20 protein-coding genes, 2 tRNA genes and 1 other RNA gene are annotated in these 24,845 nt (G+C 33.0%); 14 read left to right on the top strand and 9 right to left on the bottom strand.

What is annotated here, in order from left to right; translation table 11 throughout:
* Positions 1-257 precede the first annotated feature (257 nt).
* Genes AB1410_11920 through menC form a run of 5 tightly spaced genes read left to right on the top strand, consistent with a single transcriptional unit; the run spans position 258 to position 5,645 of the window.
* Positions 258-1,820, top strand: coding sequence for a TolC family protein (locus AB1410_11920; protein MEW6457408.1), 1,563 nt, complete (start codon positions 258-260; stop codon positions 1,818-1,820).
* Positions 1,821-1,876: 56 nt separating this feature from the next.
* Positions 1,877-2,647, top strand: coding sequence for a glycosyltransferase family 2 protein (locus AB1410_11925; protein ID MEW6457409.1), 771 nt, complete (start codon positions 1,877-1,879; stop codon positions 2,645-2,647).
* Positions 2,625-3,737: a glycosyltransferase family 4 protein gene (locus tag AB1410_11930; protein ID MEW6457410.1), complete on the top strand. Its 1,113-nt coding sequence runs from the start codon at positions 2,625-2,627 to the stop codon at positions 3,735-3,737. Before AB1410_11925 ends, AB1410_11930 begins: the two co-directional genes overlap by 23 nt.
* 1 nt (position 3,738) lies before the next feature.
* Entirely contained in the window at positions 3,739-4,542 is an 804-nt protein-coding gene (locus AB1410_11935) for a GNAT family N-acetyltransferase (protein MEW6457411.1), read from the top strand.
* A complete protein-coding gene (gene menC / locus AB1410_11940) occupies positions 4,539-5,645 on the top strand; it encodes an o-succinylbenzoate synthase (protein ID MEW6457412.1) in 1,107 nt (368 codons plus the stop codon). Before AB1410_11935 ends, menC begins: the two co-directional genes overlap by 4 nt.
* On the opposite strand, the gene AB1410_11945 is transcribed toward menC, so the two are convergent.
* The 5 genes from AB1410_11945 to gatC form a co-directional block, all read right to left on the bottom strand.
* The gene (locus AB1410_11945) at positions 5,646-5,999 is read right to left on the bottom strand and encodes a hypothetical protein (GenBank protein ID MEW6457413.1); all 354 of its coding nucleotides are present in this window, start codon (positions 5,997-5,999) and stop codon (positions 5,646-5,648) included.
* 12 nt (positions 6,000-6,011) lie between these two features.
* Entirely contained in the window at positions 6,012-7,286 is a 1,275-nt protein-coding gene (locus AB1410_11950) for an OmpA family protein (GenBank protein MEW6457414.1), read from the bottom strand.
* 66 nt (positions 7,287-7,352) lie between these two features.
* The gene (locus AB1410_11955) at positions 7,353-8,033 is read right to left on the bottom strand and encodes a hypothetical protein (GenBank protein MEW6457415.1); all 681 of its coding nucleotides are present in this window, start codon (positions 8,031-8,033) and stop codon (positions 7,353-7,355) included.
* A 10-nt stretch (positions 8,034-8,043) separates the two neighbouring features.
* Positions 8,044-9,492, bottom strand: a complete 1,449-nt coding sequence (gene gatA, locus AB1410_11960) for an Asp-tRNA(Asn)/Glu-tRNA(Gln) amidotransferase subunit GatA (GenBank protein ID MEW6457416.1) — start codon at positions 9,490-9,492, stop codon at positions 8,044-8,046.
* Positions 9,489-9,770 carry an Asp-tRNA(Asn)/Glu-tRNA(Gln) amidotransferase subunit GatC gene (gene gatC / locus AB1410_11965; GenBank protein ID MEW6457417.1) on the bottom strand — a complete coding sequence of 94 codons (282 nt, stop codon included), beginning with the start codon at positions 9,768-9,770 and terminating at the stop codon, positions 9,489-9,491. The genes gatA and gatC overlap by 4 nt, the downstream gene beginning before the upstream one ends.
* A gap of 88 nt (positions 9,771-9,858) precedes the next feature.
* Between gatC and AB1410_11970 the strand changes: the two genes are divergently transcribed.
* The 3 genes from AB1410_11970 to AB1410_11980 all read left to right on the top strand — a co-directional run bounded on the left by AB1410_11970 (position 9,859) and on the right by AB1410_11980 (position 10,761).
* On the top strand, positions 9,859-10,482 hold the full coding sequence (locus tag AB1410_11970) for a DedA family protein (GenBank protein MEW6457418.1): 624 nt from the start codon (positions 9,859-9,861) through the stop codon (positions 10,480-10,482).
* Positions 10,483-10,557: 75 nt separating this feature from the next.
* Positions 10,558-10,629: transfer RNA gene (locus tag AB1410_11975), tRNA-Val, on the top strand.
* 54 nt (positions 10,630-10,683) lie between these two features.
* Positions 10,684-10,761 (top strand) — tRNA-Asp (locus AB1410_11980).
* Between the two features lie 162 nt (positions 10,762-10,923).
* Here AB1410_11980 and AB1410_11985 read toward each other — a convergent pair.
* Positions 10,924-11,196: a hypothetical protein gene (locus tag AB1410_11985; GenBank protein MEW6457419.1), complete on the bottom strand. Its 273-nt coding sequence runs from the start codon at positions 11,194-11,196 to the stop codon at positions 10,924-10,926.
* A gap of 394 nt (positions 11,197-11,590) precedes the next feature.
* Here AB1410_11985 and AB1410_11990 point away from each other — a divergent pair, with 394 nt between their 5' ends.
* The 6 genes from AB1410_11990 (at position 11,591) to AB1410_12015 (ending at position 19,747) form a co-directional block, all read left to right on the top strand.
* The gene (locus AB1410_11990; GenBank protein MEW6457420.1) at positions 11,591-13,270 is read left to right on the top strand and encodes a D-aminoacylase; all 1,680 of its coding nucleotides are present in this window, start codon (positions 11,591-11,593) and stop codon (positions 13,268-13,270) included.
* A gap of 3 nt (positions 13,271-13,273) precedes the next feature.
* Positions 13,274-14,419, top strand: a complete 1,146-nt coding sequence (gene carA, locus AB1410_11995) for a glutamine-hydrolyzing carbamoyl-phosphate synthase small subunit (protein MEW6457421.1) — start codon at positions 13,274-13,276, stop codon at positions 14,417-14,419.
* Positions 14,412-17,612 (top strand): carbamoyl-phosphate synthase large subunit, encoded by a 3,201-nt coding sequence (carB, locus tag AB1410_12000; protein MEW6457422.1) that lies wholly within the window; start codon positions 14,412-14,414, stop codon positions 17,610-17,612. Before carA ends, carB begins: the two co-directional genes overlap by 8 nt.
* A 175-nt stretch (positions 17,613-17,787) precedes the next feature.
* Positions 17,788-18,135: a transfer-messenger RNA gene (gene ssrA / locus AB1410_12005) on the top strand.
* Positions 18,136-18,289: 154 nt separating this feature from the next.
* The gene (locus AB1410_12010) at positions 18,290-19,096 is read left to right on the top strand and encodes an N-acetylmuramoyl-L-alanine amidase (GenBank protein MEW6457423.1); all 807 of its coding nucleotides are present in this window, start codon (positions 18,290-18,292) and stop codon (positions 19,094-19,096) included.
* 3 nt (positions 19,097-19,099) lie between these two features.
* On the top strand, positions 19,100-19,747 hold the full coding sequence (locus AB1410_12015; protein ID MEW6457424.1) for a GerMN domain-containing protein: 648 nt from the start codon (positions 19,100-19,102) through the stop codon (positions 19,745-19,747).
* Between the two features lie 34 nt (positions 19,748-19,781).
* Here AB1410_12015 and AB1410_12020 read toward each other — a convergent pair whose 3' ends face one another.
* Genes AB1410_12020 through AB1410_12030 form a run of 3 tightly spaced genes read right to left on the bottom strand, consistent with a single transcriptional unit; the run spans position 19,782 to position 24,811 of the window.
* A complete protein-coding gene (locus AB1410_12020; protein MEW6457425.1) occupies positions 19,782-21,251 on the bottom strand; it encodes an SLC13 family permease in 1,470 nt (489 codons plus the stop codon).
* Positions 21,235-22,140 (bottom strand): class I SAM-dependent methyltransferase, encoded by a 906-nt coding sequence (locus AB1410_12025; protein MEW6457426.1) that lies wholly within the window; start codon positions 22,138-22,140, stop codon positions 21,235-21,237. The genes AB1410_12020 and AB1410_12025 overlap by 17 nt, the downstream gene beginning before the upstream one ends.
* A 1-nt stretch (position 22,141) precedes the next feature.
* Complete coding sequence (locus AB1410_12030) at positions 22,142-24,811, bottom strand: glycosyltransferase family 39 protein (GenBank protein MEW6457427.1); 2,670 nt, start codon at positions 24,809-24,811, stop codon at positions 22,142-22,144.
* Positions 24,812-24,845: the final 34 nt, after the last annotated feature.

Consider the following 24,845-nt stretch of genomic DNA (forward strand, 5'->3'; position numbering starts at 1 on the left):
GCTGTTACAACTACTTATTTTGAAATCCAATTTTCTATGGCGGGGAATATATATTAGGGACATCAAGTTTTAACGGCATGAGTAAAAATCTAAAAAAAGAAAAATAATAGAAAATTAAAAATAAAAGTTTATATAAAAAATAGAAAAATTATTAATCTAAAAGTAGAAATATTAAATCTTAATAAATACAAAAATTTAAATCTTTGAAACTTTAGAGAAGAGCAAATCGTATTATATTTTGATAAGAGGAGGTTTGAATGAAAAGAATTAGATTTAGCTTTCTAACAATTTTAATTATATGTTTTTCATTATTTTCTTATTCCCAAGAACAAAAACAAATACGAGAGCTATCCCTTGAAGACTCCATTATAAAAGCCCTGAAAAACAATCTGGATATAAACGTTGAAATTTTCACCCCAAAAATATCTGATGCGTTAATATTGAAAAGCGAAGGAATTTTTTCCCCAAATTTCTCTTTAAATTCTACATATCAGCAAATGAATCAACCCTCCACTTCTGTTTTAGAAGGAGCTAGGGTATCCACTCAGGACACAAAAAATTTTTCATTTTCGTTTCAAAAAAGATTTAATTTAGGAACAAATGTCCAAGTTTCACTCAATAACAATATATTCAGCACCAATAGTAGGTTCTATGATTATAATCCAAACTATACAAGTCAGTTAAGAGTAAACATTATACAACCACTATTAAGGAATTTTGGAGAAGCGATAAATACCAAGGAAATTAAAGTCGCTCAGAACAATAAAGAAATTTCCGTTGCCCAGGTTAAATCAAAACTAAATGATTTAATCTACCAGGTTCAGGAAGCTTACTGGAATCTCGTTTTTGCTATCGAGGAATTGAAGGTCAAAAGACAATCATTAAAATTAGCACAGGATCTCCTTGAACAGAACAGAATCCAGGTTAAAATCGGAACACTTGCCCCTATAGAAATTCTTGTCGCAGAAGCAGAAGTTGCAAATAGAGAGGTTGACATTTTATCATCCGAAACCCAGGTAAAACTATGGCAGGATCAACTCAAAAAAATAATAAATCTCCCTGGAGAGGAAGAAAAATGGGAAGTTGAAATAGTCCCAACAAGCAAACCAAGCTTTGAAAAAATGGCAATCGACCTTGATAAATGTATCGAGACCGCAATTTCAACAAGGCCTGAGCTGGAACAGTTAAAAATCGATGTTGAAAATAACAACATTAACATAAAATTTTATAAAAATCAGCTTCTACCATCTCTTGATCTAACAGGTTCCGTATGGAGCACAGGGAGATCAGGAGATATGGTAATTTATGAAAATAATAATCCTTTTTTTGGAAAAATAATTGGAAAAATAGAAGGTTCCACAACTGATTCTATTAAAGATGCGTTGAAAGCTCTATATAAAAATTATTATGTAGCTTTAAACATTTCATACCCTCTTTTCACCGCTCCTATAAAAGCTGACCTTGCAAGGTCTCAACTGGAACTATCCCAATCCCTCTTAAGAATTAAAAGCTTAGAACAGACGATCAACTTAGATGTAAGAACAGCTGTTAGGGAAATTGAGGCCAACCTTAAAAAGCTTGATGCAACAAAAAAAGCAAGGGAATTGGCTGAGAAAAAATTGGAGGCAGAACAGAAAAAATTGAATGTGGGGCTGAGCACCAACTATCAGGTACTTCAGTTCCAGAGAGACCTTTCGATAGCCCAAACATCTGAGTTAAAAGCAATAATCGATTACAACCTTTCAATTGCAAAACTCAATAAAGCAATGGGAAAATCCCTTGAAGCTCATAACATAAAATTTAATGAAATAATAAAATAAATAATTCTCACCCTTTTCTATTTTTCTACAATCAAATTTATGTTAATATCTTTTAGATGAAAATTTCCGTCTGTATTATTACCCATAACGAAGAGAACAGACTTCCTGAAACATTGAAAAGCATCGAGAAAATTGCTGATGAAATTATTGTGGTCGATTCTTTCAGTAAAGATAAAACTATCGAAATTGCTAAATCATCGGGAGCGAGGATTTTTCTAAAAGAATGGGCAGATTATTCAAACCAAAAAAATTTCGCAATCTCAAAAGCTTCTTTTCCATGGATTCTTAGCATTGATGCCGATGAAAGAATTTCTGAGGAATTGAGAAATGAGATTTTAACACTGAAGAAAACAGAGCCTGAAGAGGATGGATTTTTTATAAAAAGAAAAAATTACTACCTTGGAAAATGGATAAAACATTCTGGTTGGTACCCAGACAGGAAACTGAGATTGTTCAGAAAAGAAAAGGCTAACTGGGAAGGCGAATATGTTCATGAATCATTAATTTTAAGAGGAAAAGCAGGAAAACTCAAAAATAATATCCTTCATTACTCTTACAGAAATATCTCAGACCATGTAAAAAGAATAAATAGTTATTCCAGTTTATCAGCCCAAAAAATGTTTGAAGAAAGAAAAAAAAGCAACATAATTCTTGCTTTATTTTCGATTCCACTCACATTTATAAGGTTTTATCTCCTGCGCGGGGGAATTTTTGATGGAATCCAGGGTTTAATAATTTCAATCCTGTCTTCAGTTTACATCTTCTTAAAATACGTGAAATTATGGGAAATGAATAGAACAAAAAATGATAAGAGTCCTTCACATTGATACTGGAAAAGCATGGAGAGGAGGCCAGGCCCAGACATTAAATCTGGCAAAAGGCCTTAAAGTTAGAGGGCTTGACTCAAAAATCGTATGCCGAACAGATTCTCCTCTCTATCGAAAGGCAATAGAAGAAAATGTATTCCCATACGGGTTGAAAATAAAAGGAGAGTATGACTTAATAGCCACTCTTAAATTAGCAAAAATTTATTCAATAGAATCACCCCATATCGTTCACTTTCATGATTCCCATTCAATAACCATTGGAAAATTAGCAGCTTGTTTTAAAAAAGTACCTATAAAAATAATTTCTCGAAGAGTCGATTTCCCAATAAAAAAAACCCTCTTTAAAAGATTCAAATATATAAATGGAATAGATACTATCATTACGGTCTCAAAGGGAATAAAGGAAGTCCTGTTAAAAGATGGGATCAAAGAAAATATTATCCATACAATCTACAGTGGAATTGACCTGAATAAATTTAAATTAGAGGGCGATAAGAATTACTGGCGGGAAAAATTAGAATTTAAAAAGAATTATTTCTTAATAGGAAATATAGCCTCTCTCTCTGACCACAAAGGCCATAAATATTTACTCCAGGCAGCAAAAATATTGAAGGAAAGAATTGATAATTTTGAAATTCTTATTGCAGGTGATGGCAAACTCAGAAATTCTCTGATAAATTTATCAAAAAATTTAAAAGTTGATGATGTTGTTAAATTTCTTGGATTCATTGAACACATCCCTCGATTTTTAAAATCCATCGACCTCTTTGTTCTCTCTTCCTATTTAGAGGGCCTCTGCACTTCTCTTTTAGATGCGATGGCTTCATCAATTCCAATAATTGCTACAAACACAGGAGGAATCCCAGAAGCTGTTGAGGATGGTGTCAATGGAATTCTCGTCACTCCAAAAGATCCTCAGGCTTTAGCCGATGCGATTTATCTTCTTTATAAAAATCCTGAGAGAATGAAACAAATGGGCAAAAAAGGATTAAATAGGGCTGAAAAATTATTTTCTTTAGACTCAATGATTGAAAAAACTCTTGATTTATACAAAATGATTATGAATAAAAAGGAATTATTGAGCAAGTAAAATGGAGATTAAAATAAAGGAAGTCACTAAACTTGAAGATTTAAAAAAAATATTAACAATTCAGAAAGAGGCATGGCAATTTGACCCGATTGAAATTGTTCCCATTCCATTATTTATACTCGCAAAAAAATGGGGAGGAATAGTTTTAGGAGCATATTCTGGAAATGAACTAATCGGGTTTGTGTATTCTTTCCCTTTAATTCATGAGAAAAAACTCATCCAGCACTCCCACATGCTTGCAGTTCTTCCGGAATACAGGAAAATAGGAATCGGGCTAAAACTTAAACTCAAACAAAGAGAATTCGCAATAAAAAAAGGATATGATGCTATTACCTGGACTTTCGACCCTCTTCAGTTGATAAATTGCTATTTAAATTTCCATAAATTAGGAGTTATCTGCAATACATACCTTCCAAATTTTTATGGAATCACATCCTCTCCACTGCATCATGGAATTCCAACTGATAGGTTACTTGCATGGTGGAATCTCAAAGAAAAGAGAACATGCAGAATTATAAGGGGAAATTATAAAAATTATAATGCCGAAGATTATAAAAAATGTCTGGAGATCGATGAAAACTTCAAAATAATCAAAAATATGAAATTAAAAGGAAAAGTTCTTCTTGCTCAGGTGCCTGAAAATGCTGAAAAAATTATCATCGATCGAGGCTTAAAAGCTATTTTAAATTTCCAAAAAATATTGAGAGAGACTCTTATTAATTATTTTAAAAATGGATACAAAATAGTCGATTTTATAAAGAAAAAAAACAAATGCTTCTTTGTCCTTGAAAAACGAATAAAATGATTGAAAGGGTTGAGCTTTTAATTTTATGCCTGCCATTAGTTTTCCCTTTTGAAACAAGTTTCGGAAGGATAAATGAAAGAACTATATTACTTATTAAGTTATATTCAAACGGTATCGAAGGGTGGGGAGAGGTGGTATCAGAAAAACTTCCTCAATACAGCTACGAAACAATTGAAACTTCCTGGCATGTATTAAAAGACATATTGATTCCTATGGCTTTAAAAGAAAAAGAGCTTGAATCTTATAAATTTCACAAAATAGCCAGCCAGTACAAAGGACATCCGATGGCAAAAGCAGGCTTTGAGTTAGCTCTCTGGGATCTCGAAGCAAAGAAAAGGGGAATTTCTCTTTCGAAACTATGGGGAGGAGAAAAGGATAAAATTCAGGCTGGAGTTAGCCTGGGAATAGAAGAAAAAGTTGAGTTTCTTATGAATAAAATTGAAAATTTTTTGAAAAAAGGGTATCAGAGAATCAAAGTGAAAATTAGACCCGGATGGGATGTAAATACTGTAAAAGAGATAAGAAAATATTTTCCGGAAATAAAATTGATGGTTGATGCGAATTGCTCTTATAGAATTGACCAAATTGGCGTTCTAAAAAAACTGGATAATTATAATCTAATGATGATAGAACAACCTTTCTATGAAAACGACCTCTGGCAACATGCAAAGCTCCAGAGAAACATAAAAACTCCCATATGTCTTGATGAAAGTATTAAATCTATAAACGAAGCTGTGGCAGGGCATGAAATGGGAAGTTATAAAATAATTAACATGAAAGTTGGAAGAATTGGCGGATGGATTAATGCGAATGAAATACATAAATTTGCAGTTGAAAAAAATATTCCACTCTGGTGTGGAGGAATGCTTGAATCAGGCATAGGCAGAGCTCATAATGTTCATTTAAGCTCAATGAAACAATTCATCTTACCTAATGACATATCTGAAAGCAGAAGATATTTTAAAGAAGATTTGGTTAACCCTCCCTTTGAACTTACAAATAAAGGCACTATAAAAGTACCCTCATCCCCTGGTATCGGTGTTAAAGTTGAAGAAAAATTTTTAAAAAAAATAATTATTCGAAAAGAAATTGTAAAAATTTAGTTATTTGGGAGAATAAAAATACCCAAGGATAATCTTATCTTCTCTGTAAACTTTGATTCTGAAATAATCATTTCCTTTTAATGTTTCACTTACAACTTTGAAAGGACCTTTTCTTTCTCTTGGGATCACAATTCCAAGCTCTTCAATTCTAAGATCTTTACCTTTAAAAACCTGAAAATAGTAATTCTCTTCTTTCTCTATTAAAACAACTCTATAGTTGCCTGGCTTTAATATCTTTTCACCATGTTTAACTTCCATTGGAAAATGTAAAGTCCCTAAAGATATCTCCTGAGAAATAAGAGATAAACTAAAAATAAGAATTAGAGCTACTAAAAAATTTATTTTAATTTTCATCCTGTTTCCTCCTTATTTCTCCTTGGTTACTTTAAACTCAGCTCTCCTGTTAAACCTTCTCTTTTCCTCAAAAGAATTATCATACTTTGGTTTTTCTTCTCCATAGCTTATTGTGGACAATTTCTCTTCATCAATTCCTTTCTCTTTAACCAGATAATTCTTAACTGCATGGGCTCTATGTTCCCCGAGAGCTAAATTATATTCATCAGTTCCAATATTGCATGCATGACCTTCAATCTGAACCTCCATCTGAGGATACGCATTCAAAACTTTCGAAGCTCTATCAAGAACCTCTTTTCCCTGAGCAGTCAATTCATAACTGTCAAAAGCAAAATAAGCCTCATCAAATTTAATTTCAATCTTGGGAGCAGGTGGCGCTGGAGGTGGTGGCGGGGGAACTTCCTTTATTTCTTCAACTGGAGGAGGTGGCGGAGGAAATTCTTTTTTCTTTTCAGGACTCCATATTAAATATGCCATTCCTCCATCAGGTCTTTGTACTTTTTCAGTGAATGAAAGGTTTCTCTTGTATGCAACACCAACTCCAAACCCATTGGGAAATTTATATTTAAAGCCAAGAGCAAGATCCAGGGGGTTTTTTTGTTTCAATTCATCATTTGTGTATGACCTTCCATATAACTCTGCTAACCCCTTTAGGTTTGAAACAAAGGGAACCTCAATACCAGCTCCATATCTGAATTCATTGCTTAATTCCACATCATCAGGACTCTGATGATACGTATATCCAACATTAAAAGAAACATAGACTTTTTCTCCGAGAGATTGGCTAAGTATTAAATCACCTCCTGCTGATAACTTAGTAGTTGTAACTCCTTTTTCTCTGTTTGAAAAAGGAATTGAAGCAAACCCACTTAGGGCAATCCCTGAGAATTTATCTTTTTCACCCAGTATCCTGTATTTTCCTCCAATATCTAATTCTCCAAGTCCCTCCTGAAAAGCTTTATTTCCATAAGGAAAGCTATTGAAAAAGTAAGGATCGCTTAGATTATCAATTTCCACTCTCCTGAGAAAATTAATTCCAGCACTCAATTCAAATTTATCACTAACTCCATAGGCTAGAGAAAAATTGAAATTACTGACATCTGTATCTCTATTCTCTCTATCGTAATTATCAAAAAATAAACCTCCCTGGAACTTTCCCTTTTCGAGCGATTTTGCGTAAAGTATATTAAAAATGCCTGTCTGTCCTTTCTTTGCTGGTTCGTAAGAAAGGACCAAAAGAGAGAAAGCTAAAATAAAAGCAATTGTATAGCTTCCTTTTTTTATCATGTTCCCTCCTTTTTGTGCGAGTTATATATTACCATCCATCTAAATTTTTTGTCAAACTCAAAAGTATTAATCAACAGGAGTAAATTTATATATTATCCACCTTCCACGAAACTGCCTTCCAAGAACATTTTTTAATAAATATCTTTTTAAATTAATATCAATTTTTTTTGTTCCCTGGGGGCTTATTATATTTACCACTACATTTTTTACGTGAACAGTTCCGGTCATGTCTTCAACTCCAGGAATTTCCTGAAGGAGCGACAAATTTACAACTTTTTTCTCCTGAGATAATTCTAATTTTGCATCTGTGTATTTTTTCTGTAACTCTTTCCATTCATTGAACAACTCATCATGGATCTTTTGCTTTTCCTCCACCTCAGCCTGGAACTTTCTTTGAGCAGCACGGCCAATAGCATTTTCAAGATTACTCTTTGCTAAATTTAATTCATCATTAGCTTCTATCCTTCTATTCATGAGTTCATCGAGCTGATTTTTTAATTTTTTTTCTTCATCGGCTAATTTTGGAAGGACAGTATCTCCGACTTTTTCTTCACTTATTGAAACTATTTCCCATTTGCTAAAAGTGAAAGCCATTGGTTCAACTGCGAGAGATCCCATTGTAGTTTTATCATTCAAACGAACAGCATTGAAGTATTTATTTAGAATAGCTTTTTCTGCGGCATACTTGCATCCCCCTATAATTAATACCGATAACAACAAAATAATTAAAAGAACTTTTCTTTTCATAAAACCCTCCTTAACATGGTATCTTCTTTATATCAAAAAAAAATCTTTTTTCCAACTCCAAAGAAATCATAAATAATTTTTGCTCTTCAAATCGATCTGCAAGAATCTGAATTCCAATAGGAAGATTATTTTTTGTAAGAGTAACAGGAATAGAAATACAAGGAATTGAGGCAAGATTTGATGATACTGTAAAAATATCAGAAAGATACATTTTTAGTGGATCTTCTATTTTCTCTCCGATCTTAAAAGCTGGCTCTGGGCTGGCTGGGAAAAGAACAACTTCAACTTTTTTAAATATTTCATTAAAACTATTTCTAATCATTTCTCTCACTTTTACAGCCTTCAAATAATAATCTTCATAATAGCCAGAACTTAATGAAAAAGTTCCAAGGATTATTCTCCTTTTTACCTCTTTTCCAAACCCTGTATTTCTTGTTTTCATATACATTTCTTCAAGATTCCTGTAATCAGAATGCCTGAATGCATATCTAACTCCATCATACTTTGAAAGATTTGAGCTTGCTTCAGATGTTGCAATAATATAATAAGTTGGCAAACAATAATCAAGAAGTGGAAACTCGATTTCTATTTTTTCCCCTCCAATTTTCTCTATTTCTTCGGAAACTTCATTATAAGCTGATTCTATTTCATAATCCACTCCATCAAAAAAATTTTTTTTAAGAACCCCGAAACTAAAAGGAATTTTTAATTTCTTATTTTTATTAAATTTAAATTTTTCAAGATGAGCAGACGTTGAATCTTTTTCATCATGTCCTGAAATAACTTCAAACAGCAAAATCGAGTCTTCTACATTTCGAGTAATCGGGCCTATCTGATCGAGAGAAGAAGCAAAGGCTATCAATCCATAACGAGATACTCTTCCATAAGTTGGATTAAGACCAACAAGCCCACAGAAAGAAGCTGGCTGTCTGATTGAACCACCAGTATCAGAGCCAAGAGCTCCAAAAGCTTCGAAAGAAGCTACAGCAGCAGCTGAACCGCCACTTGAGCCTCCAGGGACTCTTTCTACATTCCAGGGATTTCTTGTTACAAAAAAAGCTGAATTTTCCGTTGAAGATCCCATCGCAAATTCATCAAGGTTTGTCTTCCCTAAAATTATCGCCCCTTCTTCTTTTAATCGCTCGATTACTGTTGCATCATAAGGAGGGATAAAATTTTCTAAAATCCTTGAACCAGCAGTTGTTCTAATGTCTTTTGTTATTATATTATCTTTTATGCAAACAGGGCATCCCCATAATTTTCCTTTTTTATCATTACTTTCTTCTAATTCCTTGGCTCTATTATAAGCATGCTCCCAATCAATGGTTATGAAAGATTTTATTGTTTCTTCTACCGCCTCAATTCTTTTTTTAAGAGAATCAAGAACCTCTTCAGGTCTAACCTGATTTTCCTTTAACAAACTTGAAACCTGGTTTAAACTTAACTCATATATATTCATTTTGACTCAATGACTTTTGGAACTTTAAAAAAACCTTTTTCTCTCTCTGGTGCATTCATTAGTGCAGAATCTCTTTCAAGGCCTTGTTTTAACTTGTCTTCTCTTAAAAGCGTAAAAGCTTCCAAATTTAAAATATCGAGTTCGTCACATTTAAGTTCTTCCAGTTTTCTAACCCAGTTTATTATATTTTGCATTTGATGCTTATATGTATCTTTTTCTTCTTCTGATAGTTCTAATTTCGATAACTTGAGAATATGATCTATATCAATTATTTCCATTTTTTTTCTCGGAAATTATATTGAAAAAACAAAATTAATGCAACTCTCTTTTGACTTTAAATTATTTTAAATGTAATATTCAAAATTCATGGATATTGAAACTGTAATAAAATTCCTCGTTTCTTCTCAACCTCATTGGGTTGTGGTAATCTTATTTTTTTCTGCAATTGTAGAATATATTTTTCCTCCATTTCCAGGAGACACAGTTACTTTAGCAGGCGCCATACTCATTGGAAGTTATGGATATAATTTTTTTATAGTTTTTTTTGCTGTAACAGCAGGAAGTTTTCTGGGTTCAATGCTTGATTTTTACATAGGAAATGTATTAAAAAACAAAAAAGAAACATGGCTCTTAAAGTTCAAACGATCAAACAATATACACGATAAAATTAATTCTTCTTTAAAAATGTTCGAAAAATGGGGTATTTTTGCCATACTGTTAAATAGATTCATGCCTGGGATTCGAGCATTTATATTTATTGCAGCTGGAATGAGCAACATTAAAGTTACTTGGGTATCTCTTTCTTCTCTTATCAGTATAACTGTATGGAATACCTTAATAATTTTTGCAGGAATAATCCTGAGCAAAAACTTTTATCTTCTTGTAAAAATAATAAAAAACTTTCATCTCTTTATATGGACAATAATAATCATCCTAATTTTTTATTTATTATTAAGATATTTTTTGAAGAAATATAAAAAAGTTAAATGAGGTTTGAGCTCCACCCTGAAACTTAAATATTTGACAACAGAATAAAAAAATTGCTAATTTTTAGAGGATAATGTTGGGCGGTTAGCTCAGCGGTAGAGCATCTGTTTTACACGCAGGGGGTCAGAGGTTCGAATCCTCTACCGCCCATTCAAAATATTATTAATTGAAAAAATAAAAAAAATGATATAATAATAAGATAAAGGGGTCGTAGTTCAGATTGGATAGAACGCCGGCCTGTCACGCCGGAGGTCGCGGGTTCAAGTCCCGTCGGCCCCGCCAGTTAGCCTTTGTTAGAACATCCCGAATATCCAAAAATAAAATAAGTTGGAACAAAAAACTTTTTTAAAAGATAATAAAAAATCTACGCTCTTAAGCTCTCTAAGCACTTATAGATTGTAAGTTTAAAACTACTTAGTTTTAAAGCTCTATTTTATCTCTTTTCTATTCTTTCGGAGGAGGGAATAGAACATGCAAAACTAAGATTAATGAAGCGGAGCCAAGGATTGCAGGAATTATGTAAACATCCCATAATTTAATCCACCAATGCTCGAGAATCCATCCCAGCCAGGCTCCGAACCATCCCACACAAACTTCAGCAATAAATCCGATTATTCCCTTTCCAATTTTGATTTTCAACAAAAAGAACATTATCACTGAAACTATAACACTGATGATAAATAAAAAGAGAGCTGCCAAAAAATCCATTCCAATCATTTTAATTTACCTCCTTATTATTTTTTTCTTTCTAATTTAAAGATAATTCCTCATTTTAGAAAAGTCAATACCTAGTGTCATCTCACTTAAATGCCTTTTGTTATATTATTGTGATATGACACTTTCCCTATGGGGGCAAGCCCCCTTACACACTTTGCTGAGCACCCCCCAGACATGGGGAAGTGACCTTCAGTGTGCTTAAGGAGAAATTCTTTGCCTGTAAAGATATTTATGGGACAGCACACTAGGTCACTTATAATCATAAAAGAAATTTACTTTAGAATTTCATTTTTATCTGCTAAAAACTTCATTATAAAAACTCTTTAAAAATAAATTATATCATCTTAAAAATCTTTTATGATAAAATATCATAAATTATGGCGAGGAGGTTAGGTTGAAAAAAATTTACAAGGTAATTGGATTTTATGTTTTATTTTTTGGATTAAATCTTCTATTGCTTTCATATGAGTTTGACATAATTATCAAAAATGGAAGAATAATCGATGGAACAGGAAACCCATGGTTCTATGGAGATGTTGGGGTAAAAGATGGGAAAATTGTGTTCGTCGGAAAAACTGGAAATGGAAATGCAAAAAAAGTCATAGAATCCAGGAGTCTGGTAGTAGCACCTGGATTTATCGATGTTCTTGACCAGTCAGATTTTACGATTCTCGTTGATGGCAATGCAGAAAGCAAAATAAGGCAGGGAGTGACAACTTTAATTTATGGAGAAGGAGGTTCAGCTGCGCCCCTTACTGATTTCATAAAAAATGAATGGAAAAGAGAGGCTGAGCATTATGGTATTACTCTCGATTGGACAACTCTTAAAGAGTATTATGAAAAATTAATGAAAGGAGGGATCTCAGTTAACATTGCCACATATGTAGGTGCTGCTCAAGTAAGAATGGCAGTTATAGGTGCTGAGAATAGAGAACCTACTCATGATGAGCTGGAAAGAATGAAACAATTAGTAGCACAGGCAATGGAAGATGGAGCAGTTGGAATATCAAGCGCACTCATTTATCCGCCAGGTTCATTCGCAAAAACTGATGAATTGATTGAACTCTGTAAAGTTGTATCAAAATATGGAGGAATTTATGCAACCCATATAAGGAATGAAGGTGACAGGCAAGTTGAAGCATTAAAAGAAGCAATTGAAATAGGAATGAAGGCGAATTTGCCAGTTGAAATATTCCATTTTAAAGTTGCCGGAAAAGAAAACTGGGGCAACAGCAAAATTGCAATCTCTTTAATCGAAGAGGCAAGATCAAAAGGGTTGGATATCACAGCAGACCAGTATCCCTACATCGCCTCATCAACCAGCATAAACGCTACAGTTCCTCCCTGGGTTCATGAAGGCGGAACGGAAAAATATCTTTCGAGACTTCAAGATAAAGAATTAAGAAAAAAAATTAAGGATGAAATGTTACATAAGAAAGAAGGATGGGAAAACATGTATCTGGGTCCAGGTGGATGGGAGAACATTCTTATAGCATCTCTTAAACAGGAAAAAAATAAAATATACGAAGGAAAGAGTGTATCTGAGGCAGCTAAAATCGCAAAGAAAGACCCATTTGAATTTGTGTTTGACCTGATAGTAGAAGAAAAAGGCTCTGTTGGGGCAATCTACTTTTCAATGGCAGAGAATGATGTGAAAGCAATTATGAAGACTCCATGGGTTATGATTGATTCTGACTGGTCCGCTCTAAGGCCCGATGGAATACTTGGTGAGGGAAAGCCTCATCCAAGAGCATACGGAACTTTTCCAAGAGTTCTGGGAAAATATGTAAGGGAAGAAAAAATCTTAACTCTTGAGGATGCGATAAGAAAAATGACATCATTTCCAGCCCAAAGGTTCAAATTTAAGGATAGAGGTCTTATCTGGGAGGGAATGTCTGCGGACATAACTGTATTCAATCCAGAAACAGTAATCGATAAAGCTACTTTTCAAAATCCCCATCAATACCCTGAAGGAATTGAATATGTAATTGTTAATGGAATCTTGGTTATAGATAAAGGAAATCATACAGGAGCAAGGTCTGGAAAAATTCTTTATGGTCCTGGTAAAAAGTAAAAAATGATTGGAAATCTAAAAAAAGCGGCATTAATACTTGAGGATGGGACAATATTTTTTGGAAGTTCTTTTGGTTATGAAGGTGATGCCCAAGGAGAAATTGTGTTTAATACATCCATGGCTGGTTATCAGGAGATATTAACAGATCCTTCTTATAAAGGTCAAATTGTCGTTATGACTTACCCTCTTATTGGGAACTATGGGTGTAATGAGGAAGATGTGGAATCTTCAAAGCCATGGGTAGAAGGATTTGTGATTAAAGAACCACCCTATATTCCCTTTAATTGGCGAAAAAAGGAATCTCTTGAAGAATATCTAATAAGAAAGAAAATTCCTGGAATATTTGGGATTGACACAAGAAAACTTACAAAAATCATAAGAACTCATGGAGCTCAAAATGCAATAATTTCTACAACCACTTTAGATTATGATTTATTGATAAAGAAAGTTAGGAGCCTTCCATCGATCGTTGGAATTGACATGGTAAAATATGTGACATCAGAAAAACCATATGAATGGAAAGAAGGAATCTGGGAATGGAAAAAAGGGTATGGAAAAAGGACTAACTTCAAGTATTTTGTCGTTGCCTATGATTTTGGCATAAAGAGAAACATTCTCAGAAACCTTGTCTCTTATGGAATAAGAGTTTATGTGGTTCCAGCAAAAACTTCATGCAAAGAAATTCTCGATCTTAATCCAGATGGGGTTTTTCTTTCAAATGGACCGGGAGATCCAGAACCTGTTTCTTATGCAATTGAAAACATAAAAAATATGATAGGAAGGCTTCCGATTTTTGGAATCTGTCTTGGACATCAACTCCTTGCCCTTGCTCTCGAAGGCAAAACCTATAAATTAAAATTTGGCCATCATGGGGGTAATCATCCTGTCAAAAATATCAAAAAGAATGCGATTGAAATAACCACTCAAAACCATAATTTTGCAGTTAACCCTGGCTCTTTAAAACAAAACATTGAGATTACCCATATAAATTTAAACGATTACACAGTTGAAGGATTGTCCTTAAAAGAAAAATTTCTCTTCTCAGTTCAGTATCATCCGGAAAGCTCCCCAGGTCCAAGAGATTCCAGATATCTTTTTGATGAATTTGTAAAACTAATTCAAGATTTCAAAAGAGAAAAAGTTGCCTAAAAGAGAAGATATAAAATCAATTTTAATTATAGGCTCAGGACCTATAGTAATAGGTCAGGCATCTGAATTTGATTACTCAGGAACCCAGGCCTTAAAAGCCCTTAAGGAAGAAAATTTTAGGTTAATTCTTGTAAATTCCAATCCTGCAACAATTATGACTGACCCTGAATTTGCGGATAGAACATACCTTGAACCTTTAACCTTTGAGTATTTAAAGAAAATAATCGAAGCTGAAAGACCTGATGCTCTTTTAGCAACACTTGGTGGGCAGAAAGCTTTGAACCTTGCCCTTGAACTTGAAGAAAATGGAGTTTTAAAAAAATATGGTGTTGAATTAATTGGAGTAAATGCTGAATCAATCAGAAAAGCTGAGGATAGAAACCTTTTCAAGAAATCAATGAAAAAAATAGGTCTTGAGGTTCCTGAATCTGGTTATGCTTCAAATGTTAAGGAAGCACGGGAGATTTTAAAAAACCTTAGTTTTCCTGTAGTTATAAGACCTTCATTCACTCTTGGTGGAAGTGGAGGAAATATAATCTATGATTGGGTAGACTTTGACAAGTTCGTCCCATTGGCTTTTATGATAAGTCCGATTTCTAAAGTATTAGTTGAAAAATCAATAATTGGATGGAAAGAATTTGAGTTAGAGGTGATGAGGGATAGAAAGGACAATGTTGTTATAGTTTGTTCCATTGAAAATTTCGACCCGATGGGAATCCATACGGGTGACTCAATTACTGTAGCTCCAGCCCAGACTCTTACTGACAAAGAATATCAAATCCTTCGAGATGCTTCGATTGATATCATGAAAGAAATAGGAGTTGAAACTGGAGGCTCAAACATCCAATTTGCCATAAATCCTGAAGATGGAAGAATGATGGTCATCGAAATGAACCCCCGTGTATCGAGGTCATCTGCACTGGCTTCAAAAGCAACTGGATTTCCAATTGCAAAGATTGCTGCTAAATTAGCAATCGGATATACACTGGATGAAATTCCAAATGACATAACAAAGAAAACTCCTGCATGTTTTGAGCCTGCGTTGGATTATGTAGTTGTAAAAATACCCAGATTTGCTTTTGAAAAGTTTCCTGAAGAAGAAAAATATCTAACGACTCAGATGAAATCAGTGGGCGAAACAATGGCAATTGGAAGAACATTTAAAGAAGCATTACAGAAAGCAATCAGGTCGCTGGAGATAGAAAAATTTGGGTTAGAACAAAAGTTTGATTTAAACAATAGAGAATCCCTGAGAAAAAAACTCCAGATTCCTAACTCTGAAAGACTCTGGGCTATAGCAGATGCATTAAGGGCAGGTTTTTCAGTTGAAGAAATTTATCTGTTAACAAAAATTGACCCATTTTTTATCGGAAACATAAAAGAAATAGTTGAAAAGGAAAAAGAATTGGAGAAATACAAAATTGACAATTTAGATGAACAAGTTCTTAAGAAAGCAAAAGAAATGGGCTTCGCCGACAGAAGATTAGCCGAGATAATCTCTTCGAATGAGAAGGAAATAAGAAATTTAAGGGAAAAGAAAAATATTCTCCCTGTATTCAAAACCGTAGACACATGCGCTGGTGAATTTGAAGCTGAAACCCCTTATTTTTATTCAACCTATGACGAAGAAGATGAATTTAAAAATTCAGATAAAAAAAGGGCAATAATTCTTGGTGCAGGCCCAAATCGAATCGGTCAGGGAATCGAATTTGATTATTGCTGTGTTCATGGGGTGTTTTCTTTAAAAAACAAAGGGTATGAAGCTATTATGATAAATTCAAATCCAGAAACAGTTTCAACTGATTATGACATATCTGATAGACTTTATTTTGAGCCTGTTACTTTAGAAGATGTAATATCTGTGTATAATAGAGAAAAACCTGAAGGGATTATCGTGCAGTTTGGAGGTCAAACTCCACTAAAACTTGCGGTTTCCCTTGAAAAAAACGGAATAAAAATTTTAGGAACAAAATCAAATTTTATAGATGAAGCAGAGGACAGAGAGAAGTTTAATTTATTTCTAAAAAAACTAAATCTGAATTCTCCCAGAAATGGATTGGCAAGAAAGATCTCAGAGGCATTGGAGATAGCGGAAAGAATTGGATATCCAGTATTAATCAGACCTTCCTATGTTTTAGGTGGTAGAGCAATGAAGGTAATTCATGACCCTGATGAGCTTACTAAATATTTAGAAACAATTCAGGAATTTTCTTCTGAATATCCTGTTCTTATCGATGAATTTCTCGAGGATGCAGTTGAACTCGATGTGGACGTTCTCTCTGATGCAGAAAATGCTTTCTTGGGAGGAATACTGGAACACATACAGGAAGTAGGGATACATTCAGGTGATTCTACGATGGTTATTCCTCCCTATTTTTTACCGGATAAAATCACAAATGAAATCAAAAATCAGGTTACATTGATGGCACAAAAGCTTCAAATCGTTGGACTTATGAATGTCCAGATGGCTGTGAAAGGTGCCAAGATATATGTTATAGAGGTAAACCCAAGAGCATCAAGAACCGTTCCTTTCATATCAAAAGCCACTGGAATACCTCTTGCAAAAATAGCTACAAGATTAATACTTGGAGAAAAGCTCAGACAATTAAACCTGCAAACGAATACTTCAAATCTATATTCAGTTAAGGAATCTGTTTTCTCATTCGATAAGTTTTCCGAAGTAGACCCAGTTCTCGGTCCAGAAATGCGCTCGACTGGAGAGGTAATCGGAATAGATAGATATTTTCCCCTTGCATTTTTAAAAGCTGAGGAAGCAGCTGGATTTAAATTGCCAGGAAAAGGAAGAATTTTTGTAAGCGTTAAGGATTCTGACAAAATGAGGATTCTTCCATTGATTGAGAAGCTTGACAATTTAGGATTTAATTTTGTCGCCACAGAAGGAACCACGCAGTATTTAAGAAAGCACAGACATAAAGTGGAAACATTGGAGAAAGTTTACAGAGGAAAAAGAAACATTATAGAGGACATTAAGAATAGAAAAGTGGGAATGATAATAAACACTCCCTCAGGGAAACACGAACATGAAGACGCAATAAAAATTAGAAGAATGGCTTTTACTTATCGAATTCCATGCTTTACATCAATTCCTTCAGCCAGCGCTGCGGTAAAAGCAATCGAAATAAAAAGGAAATTTAAGCCCTCTCTTGTGTGTCTTCAAGATGTTTTAAAATAATTAAATATTTTATTTCATTAAATTTTCTTACTGATTTTGAGCTAATTGGAACTGAACCCCATAATTTTCTTAAAATTTATATGTAAAAAAATTTTGACAAAAAAATCAAAAAAGCTTATATTTTTTATAAGAAGTAAATATCGAAGAAACCGATATTTTTGTTATTTGAAAATTTGGGGGCGAAAAGGACTCGACGAGGTATTGAAAGAATGGGAAGCATGTCAAGTTGCCGCCATGATTGTAAAAAGGGCGGAAAAAATTAAGTGCAGAAACACTGCCTGTTGCTGCCTAAGTGAATAGGCAACCGTCTCTTAAGCTTTTTCCTGCGGAGCTTTTGAGGCGTGATGAAGCAGGATAGTTCCTGAAAGAATGTTCTCTCTTTCAGGAGCAAATTTTAAGAAGAGCTGGTTTGAATATTTCCTGCTTTCTGGGATATTCAAACGAGATTAAAAGAAAGCTAAACATGTAGATGCCCGTTACTAAATGCTTTCGGACGTGGGTTCGAATCCCACCGCCTCCATTTTTATAATAAAATGTACAAAAAAGTAGAAAATTTAACAGAAAGTGATAAAGCCTATATTGCAGGTATAATGATTTGAAAAGTTATAAAAAACAACGTGCAAAATTAGTAGTAGAAAAATATAAAGAACTAACCCCAAGAAATGGAAGATATTCATATGAAATTGAACGGGAAAGAGAAAGCTCGTTTTATTTATGTCCAGTTGACATTTCTGATTACTTTCCTACTGATAGGTAATTCTTTACATCCTATTCAGAAAAATAATATAAGCAGAATTGTAATAAAAAGAGTCGAACCTGTAGGAAGCATTGTAATTGACCCTGGACACGGGGGGTCAGATTATGGTTCTATAGGTAGCTCAGGGATCAAGGAAAAGGACATAAATCTCTCTATAGCAAGAAAATTAAAGTTTATCATTGAAGAGAGAATGGGAATTAAAATATCCCTCACAAGAGATGAAGATACTGAAATGACAATTGATGAAAGAGTTTCATTTGCCAATAATTTAAGAGCCAGCTTATTTATTAGTATTCATACAAACTTCTCTTTTCTAAAAAATGAGAATGGGCCATACTGCTATTATTTTAACCCATCTTCAACCTACGAAGATTCAAGATATCTTGCAGGCTCAGATAAAATTTTGGAAAAAGGTAAAGCTTTTGGAAATGAAGATATTTCATTCATTCCATGGAATGTTGCTCAAATAATGCATCTTGGGAGAAGTAAATATTTATCGGAATTAGTACAAAAAGAATTAAATTTCTTGTTTGAGATACCCGAAAGAAACCCTAAAGCTGCACCTTTTAAAATACTGAATGGGACAAACATGCCAGCCATGGTAATTGAAATGATATATTTATCAAACCAGGAGGACGAAAAAAAGATTATGGACTTAAATTTTCATTATTCTATTTCATCTTCTATCTATAAGGGGATTTCTCAATTCCTAAAAGAGAATTTTTAGATTATGAGAAAAAGCCAGTATTTAAAGAAAAGTTCAAATAAATCTATTAAAAGCAGGACATTTTCAAAATTTATCATATTGATCTTTACATTGATTATTATATCTGCTGGGGTCTATTTAGCAGTGAGATCAAAAAACACAGGAGAAAAAGAAAGGTCTGAAGGAAAAGAAATCTATTTAGCAAAAACCCCGCTTTTTTCGGAGAAGGATGAGAAAATTAAAATAAAGCTTTTCTTTCTATCTGAAGAAGAGTCAATGTTTCATTTAGAAGAAAGAGAGATATTCAAGAGTACATCGATATCCAACCAGGCAAAACAGGTAATAATTGAAACTATAAAAGGCTCTAAGCAGGGACTTATATCACCAGTCCCTCCGGAAACTAAATTGAGAGAACTCTTTATCTCAAAGGATGGAACAGCTTTTGTAAATCTGTCAACGGAGTTTTCAGATGGAATTCCAGGGGGTACAACATCAGAACTCTCCGCTATCTACTGCATTGTAAATTCACTCGCTTATAATTTTCCCACAATTGAAAAGGTAAAGTTTCTTATCGACGGAATAGAAAAAGAGACATTAAAAGGGCATATAGATTTAACAAAATCATTCTTTCCTGATTTTTCAAATGTCCATCAATTAACAAAAACTGATTAATTAATTGAATTATTGAATTTTTAGCATAGGTAAACTAAAGGCCAATAAGCCTGGGAACTGTCATAACAACTGTCCAGATGATAACTATTCCGATTAAATCAATAACTATCCCATTTTTTACCATAGAAACTAAAGGAATCAATCCAGAACCATAAACTATAGCATTTGGAGGGGTTGAAACTGGCAGTACAAAAGCAAAGCTTGCACCAAGGGTTGCCCCCAATACAGAAGGTATTGGATTTAAATTAAGAGATTCTGAAATTGCTATCACTATTGGTATAAACATACTCACGGTTGCTGTATTTGAGACAAATTCAGTTAAGATGACGCTGAAAATAATACACATCAATGCCAAAATTCCAACATTACTTATTTTAAAATTTTCAACGAGGGAGTTTGCTAATAATTTTGTAAAATCAGTTTTAAACATCATACCACCAAGCGTTAACCCTCCTCCAAAAAGAAGGAGTGTTCCCCAATCTATCGATAATGCTTCTTTAATAGGAAGAGTAAATTCACCTTTTTTCCAATTTGTAGGAAAAATAAACATTAGTATTGCTCCAATTAGCGATACAGAATATTCTGGAAGATGGGAATTTAACCATTTATACAGAGAATTTTCTGCGCCTTTAACAATCGAAACAAACCCTGGAAAAATCCACAAAAAAACAACAATCAAAAAGATAATTAAAACGTTAATCTGTCCGTTTGTTAAGTTACCCTGTTTTTTGATAATGCTGTCAACACGAATTTTAGTTTTTGGGCAATATCTTTTAAAAAAAAGAAAAAGTATAAGATAACTTAAAAAAACAACGATAAGGCCAAACTCCATCCACTGGAAAAAAGTAATTCTCTTATCTAAAAACTTCAACATAAAACCCAGGCTGATCATGTTGGGTGCTGTTCCTACAGGTGTTCCTACACCTCCTATAGAAGCCGAATAAGCTGTTGATAGTAGAAGAGCTATTCCAAATCTTTTTGCTTGGGGAGTTTCTATTTTTGATGACATAGAAAGGAAAATTCCATACCCTATCGGAAGCATCATTGCAGTGGTAGCTGTATTCTGGACCCACATCGATATAAATGCTGTAACCATCCCGAAAGCGAAAAGAATTCTTATGGGGTTTCCGGCCACAAATTTACTTGACAATATCGAGGAAGCAATTCTCTCATCAAGCTTATGATAACTCATACCTTTTGCGATAATAAAACATCCTAAAAACAAAAATATAACTGGGTTCGCAAACTCTTCAAAGGACTCTTTAAAATTTGTTATTCCCATAATTATTCCCATTACAGGAATTAATATTGATGTTATGGGAAGGGGCAGTGCCTCTGTAACCCACAAAACTACTACAAGAATAAACAGACTGAACACTTTATGAGCCTGAAAATTTTGTTCAAATAAAGGAGAAATGTAAGCTAAAATAAAAGCAACAGGAGCCAAGAATAAACCAAACTTTTTCCTGAAAGAGGAGCCTTCCATTTCAAAGATTTTTTCCATTTTTCCTCGCGATGAGTATTAATTCGTCTTTCTTATTTAAAAATGCAGAAAATAAAATGAGCAAAAAAAAGATAGGTTTGAACATTTTTCTTAAGATAAAATTTTCAGGAATATAATTCATTCTACAATCAATATTTTTTGTGTCGATGCTATTTTCATGCTTGTAATTTAAGGCTTCAAATCCACACTTCTCGAGTAACAACTTAATATTTCTCAAATTATAAAAGTAATAGTGCTTATAATCCCATTTTAATTGGAAAAGAATAATAAGGGGATATTTAATTTTCCCAAAAGTAATTTTATAAAGCAAAATTGCAAGAGATGACAAAAGTCCATGGGATGAAGGGATGCGCATGGCAATTATTCCATTTTTTTTAACTATGGAATTTATTTTATTAAGAAATAAATATGGGTCTGGTACATGCTCAAACACTGACCACATGGTCACCACATCGAAATAATTTTCTTTGAAGTTTATATCCTTTAATTCCCCTCTTATTACTTTGTTTCTCTCTCGGGCAATGCTGTATGCAATTCTTGATGGCTCTATTCCATATGAAATAAATCTATTATTTCCTGCTATTTCAAGAAACCCTCCTGTTCCGCAACCAACATCCAAGAGCTTGCCTTCTTTTTTGTATTTTTTGATAAACTCGATTTCTCTTTCATACTGAGGTATTCTAAAGAGTCTTATAAATTCTTTGTATCTTTCAATATCAAAACCTACATAGTCCTCTCCTAAAGATTTTAGTCTTACAATTGGGTTCATCTGGATCAATTTACAATCTTTACATTTATAGAAATTGTTATTCTCGATTGAGAACAACAGCTTTAATTTCTTTTCACCACAGAGAATACAAGTTTTATTATTTACATCTTGGTCTGGCATTTTAATCAAAATTTAAGTCTTCTATAAAATCTTTAAACATTGTGTATTTATTCTTAAAAAAACTCTTTAAATCTGGGTATATTTTCATATAATCAAAAGCCAGATTTTTATCTCCATCAATTTTTATAACAAATTGAACTCTGTTTTTAAAACTTTTGTTTTTGAATTCAAAGGAAGCCAGTGAATAATTTTCTTTTACTTCTACCTTAAGGTCTAAAGGAAATTTAATCGATTCTTCCTTCTCTTCATTTTTAAAAATAATTTCTAATTCTCCTATTAAACCTCTGATCCTTGATGGATTATAAAAATACAATTCAGCTATATAATTTTGAGGGATGAGTCTTTTCTCAGAAGAAACGGCCTCGAATACGTTACCATTCTGATTGAACGAGGGCATCAAAGCTTTGCCATTAAAGAAAATTTCTGATTCAATCAAATTCCCATTTATAAATTTAAACTCGTCATCTTCTATCAAATTTGTTTGAGTCCCTTTATATAATATGTAACCTATTCCTGAGAATTTTTCAAAGTTTCTAATCCATTCTTTATCATTCCCGAAGGAATCGAAGATTTTCAGATATTTTTTAAAATCTCTATCTTTTGAAATATTTTCTATATACTTTTTCCTTTCTTGGTTTTTGTCGAGCATCTTCGAACAATAATCCAAGTACAGATAAATTTCTAAATCCTTCTTATTTTTATTCTTGTTTTTAAGGGCTTTTAAAAAAAACTCCTCAGCCATATTAAAGTTTTGTAATTTTAAGAATTCTGAAGCTATATCAAATTCATCAGCACTCAGTTTTATAAAAGCATTGTTTAGTTCTTTTGACGCTTTTATTGTTATCTTATAGATATATTTGTAGAAAGGAAAAGAAAGCATTGGGTCAATAACTTCATATGAATTGATTCCTTTTTTAACTTTTATTCCTTTCTTTAACAAAAAATTATTTACATAAACTTCTCCGTCGCTTTCTGGACTAAATATAAATATAGCAATTTGAGGTATTTTTTTTCTGCTTATGAATATTCTTTTTACTTCCTGATTTTTATCAATAAAAAAACTATTTATATCTTTCCCATAAACACTTCCGTCAGAAATTTCAAATTCTCTTACCGGATTTTTATCAGCCATAACGGAAGGTAATGAAATTCTCTGTTTCACTCTATTTTGATTTTTCCCATTGTACATCTTTACTTCAGGGTTCTTGAATTCTATTTCTTTAAAATAAAAATCTTTGATCAATTCATGTTTAAAATTTAAATTTTTATACACAGGAGCTAAATCAGGATAGTATTTTTGGTTTTTTAAAAAATGAGAATAACAGGCACTTGTCGATAAAATAAAATCAAAATTTCCAAACGGAGGAAAATCTCTCCAGAAAAGATAGGGTCTTGTAAAGAAAGTGTACTTGTAATTTTTATCAGATATCACAGGAAAAAACCATTCATTTCCAAAATTACTCTCCTCAGGAACATTTCTTCTTATCCATCTCTCTGCTATTTGAGTTGTATCATCTTCCCAGAGGTAATAAACTTTGGAGAAAGCTCTATATCCCATTGAAATTACCAAAAAAGCGATCAACATAGAAAAAAAAACTCTGGTAATCTTATTACTTTTAAGAAGAGAATGGACGAATAATATGCCAAATACACCAAAAAAAGAATAAAAAATAGAAAGAGTTGAAAGATCTCTTAAGCGAGAAAACCCAAGAAATCCAAGAGCTCCAAAAAAATAAATCAGTCCTGACAGAAAAATAAATAAATTCTCTCTGGTTTTTTTATAAAAAATCCAAGCAATTCCAAATAAAATTAAAATGAAATATATCGCCCCTTCAGTGGTAAATATATTCCAGATGCCTTGAACATATCTATTAAATTTTATTTGTTCAATTAAATTCTCTGGTTTAATTGGCCTTAAATACCATTCAGTTTCATGAACAAGATTGGTTAATAGAACTGAAGCTTTTATGAACATTTTGAACCTTAATAAAGCATAGGGATGTCCAGCAAAGAAGCCAAGAACTGTAAATATTCCAGCTAAAAATATTTTATAATCGCTTAAAATCTTAAAAAACCTTTTCTTTGCCTCAAATCCATACAGAAAATGTGCAAGAAGAATCGAAAAAATTATGAATATTCCATTGTATTTAGTGGCAACTGCAAGACCACTGAAAAAAGAAGCTAAAAGATAATAAATCAGCATGCCTTTTTTCATAATTAATGCACAAAAATAAAAAGATAGGGCATAAAAGAAAGTCATTGGAACATCAAGAACAATTTGATGGCTATAAAGGATATGTATAAAAGAAACTGAGAATAAAAAAGAAATTCCAATAGCTTCTTCTTCTGAATACAACTTCTTTCCTGTAAGATAAACAAGAAGAATTGTAAATGAACCCATCAATGAGGATACAATTCTTGAAATTAAAAGTATATGATCAAATGAGAAATTATAGAGGTCAAAAGAAGAATTGAAACTTATTAAAGACAGAAATCCTGAAATTAATCTTAATATTACTGCAACGATATAATTAAAGAAAATCGGATAGAAAAGGACAGGGTCTGGTTTCCAGTTTCCATGGTAAATTCTCTCAATATCTTTAGCAACAGGAATATCATCTATTCTCTGATAGACTGAAGAAATTCCCCATATTCTTAAAAAGCACCCCATGACAAAAATAACGGAAATAAAAAGAAAAATTTGA

This window comes from Acidobacteriota bacterium, from assembly GCA_040756905.1.
GTDB lineage: Bacteria > Acidobacteriota > Aminicenantia > JBFLYD01 > JBFLYD01 > JBFLYD01.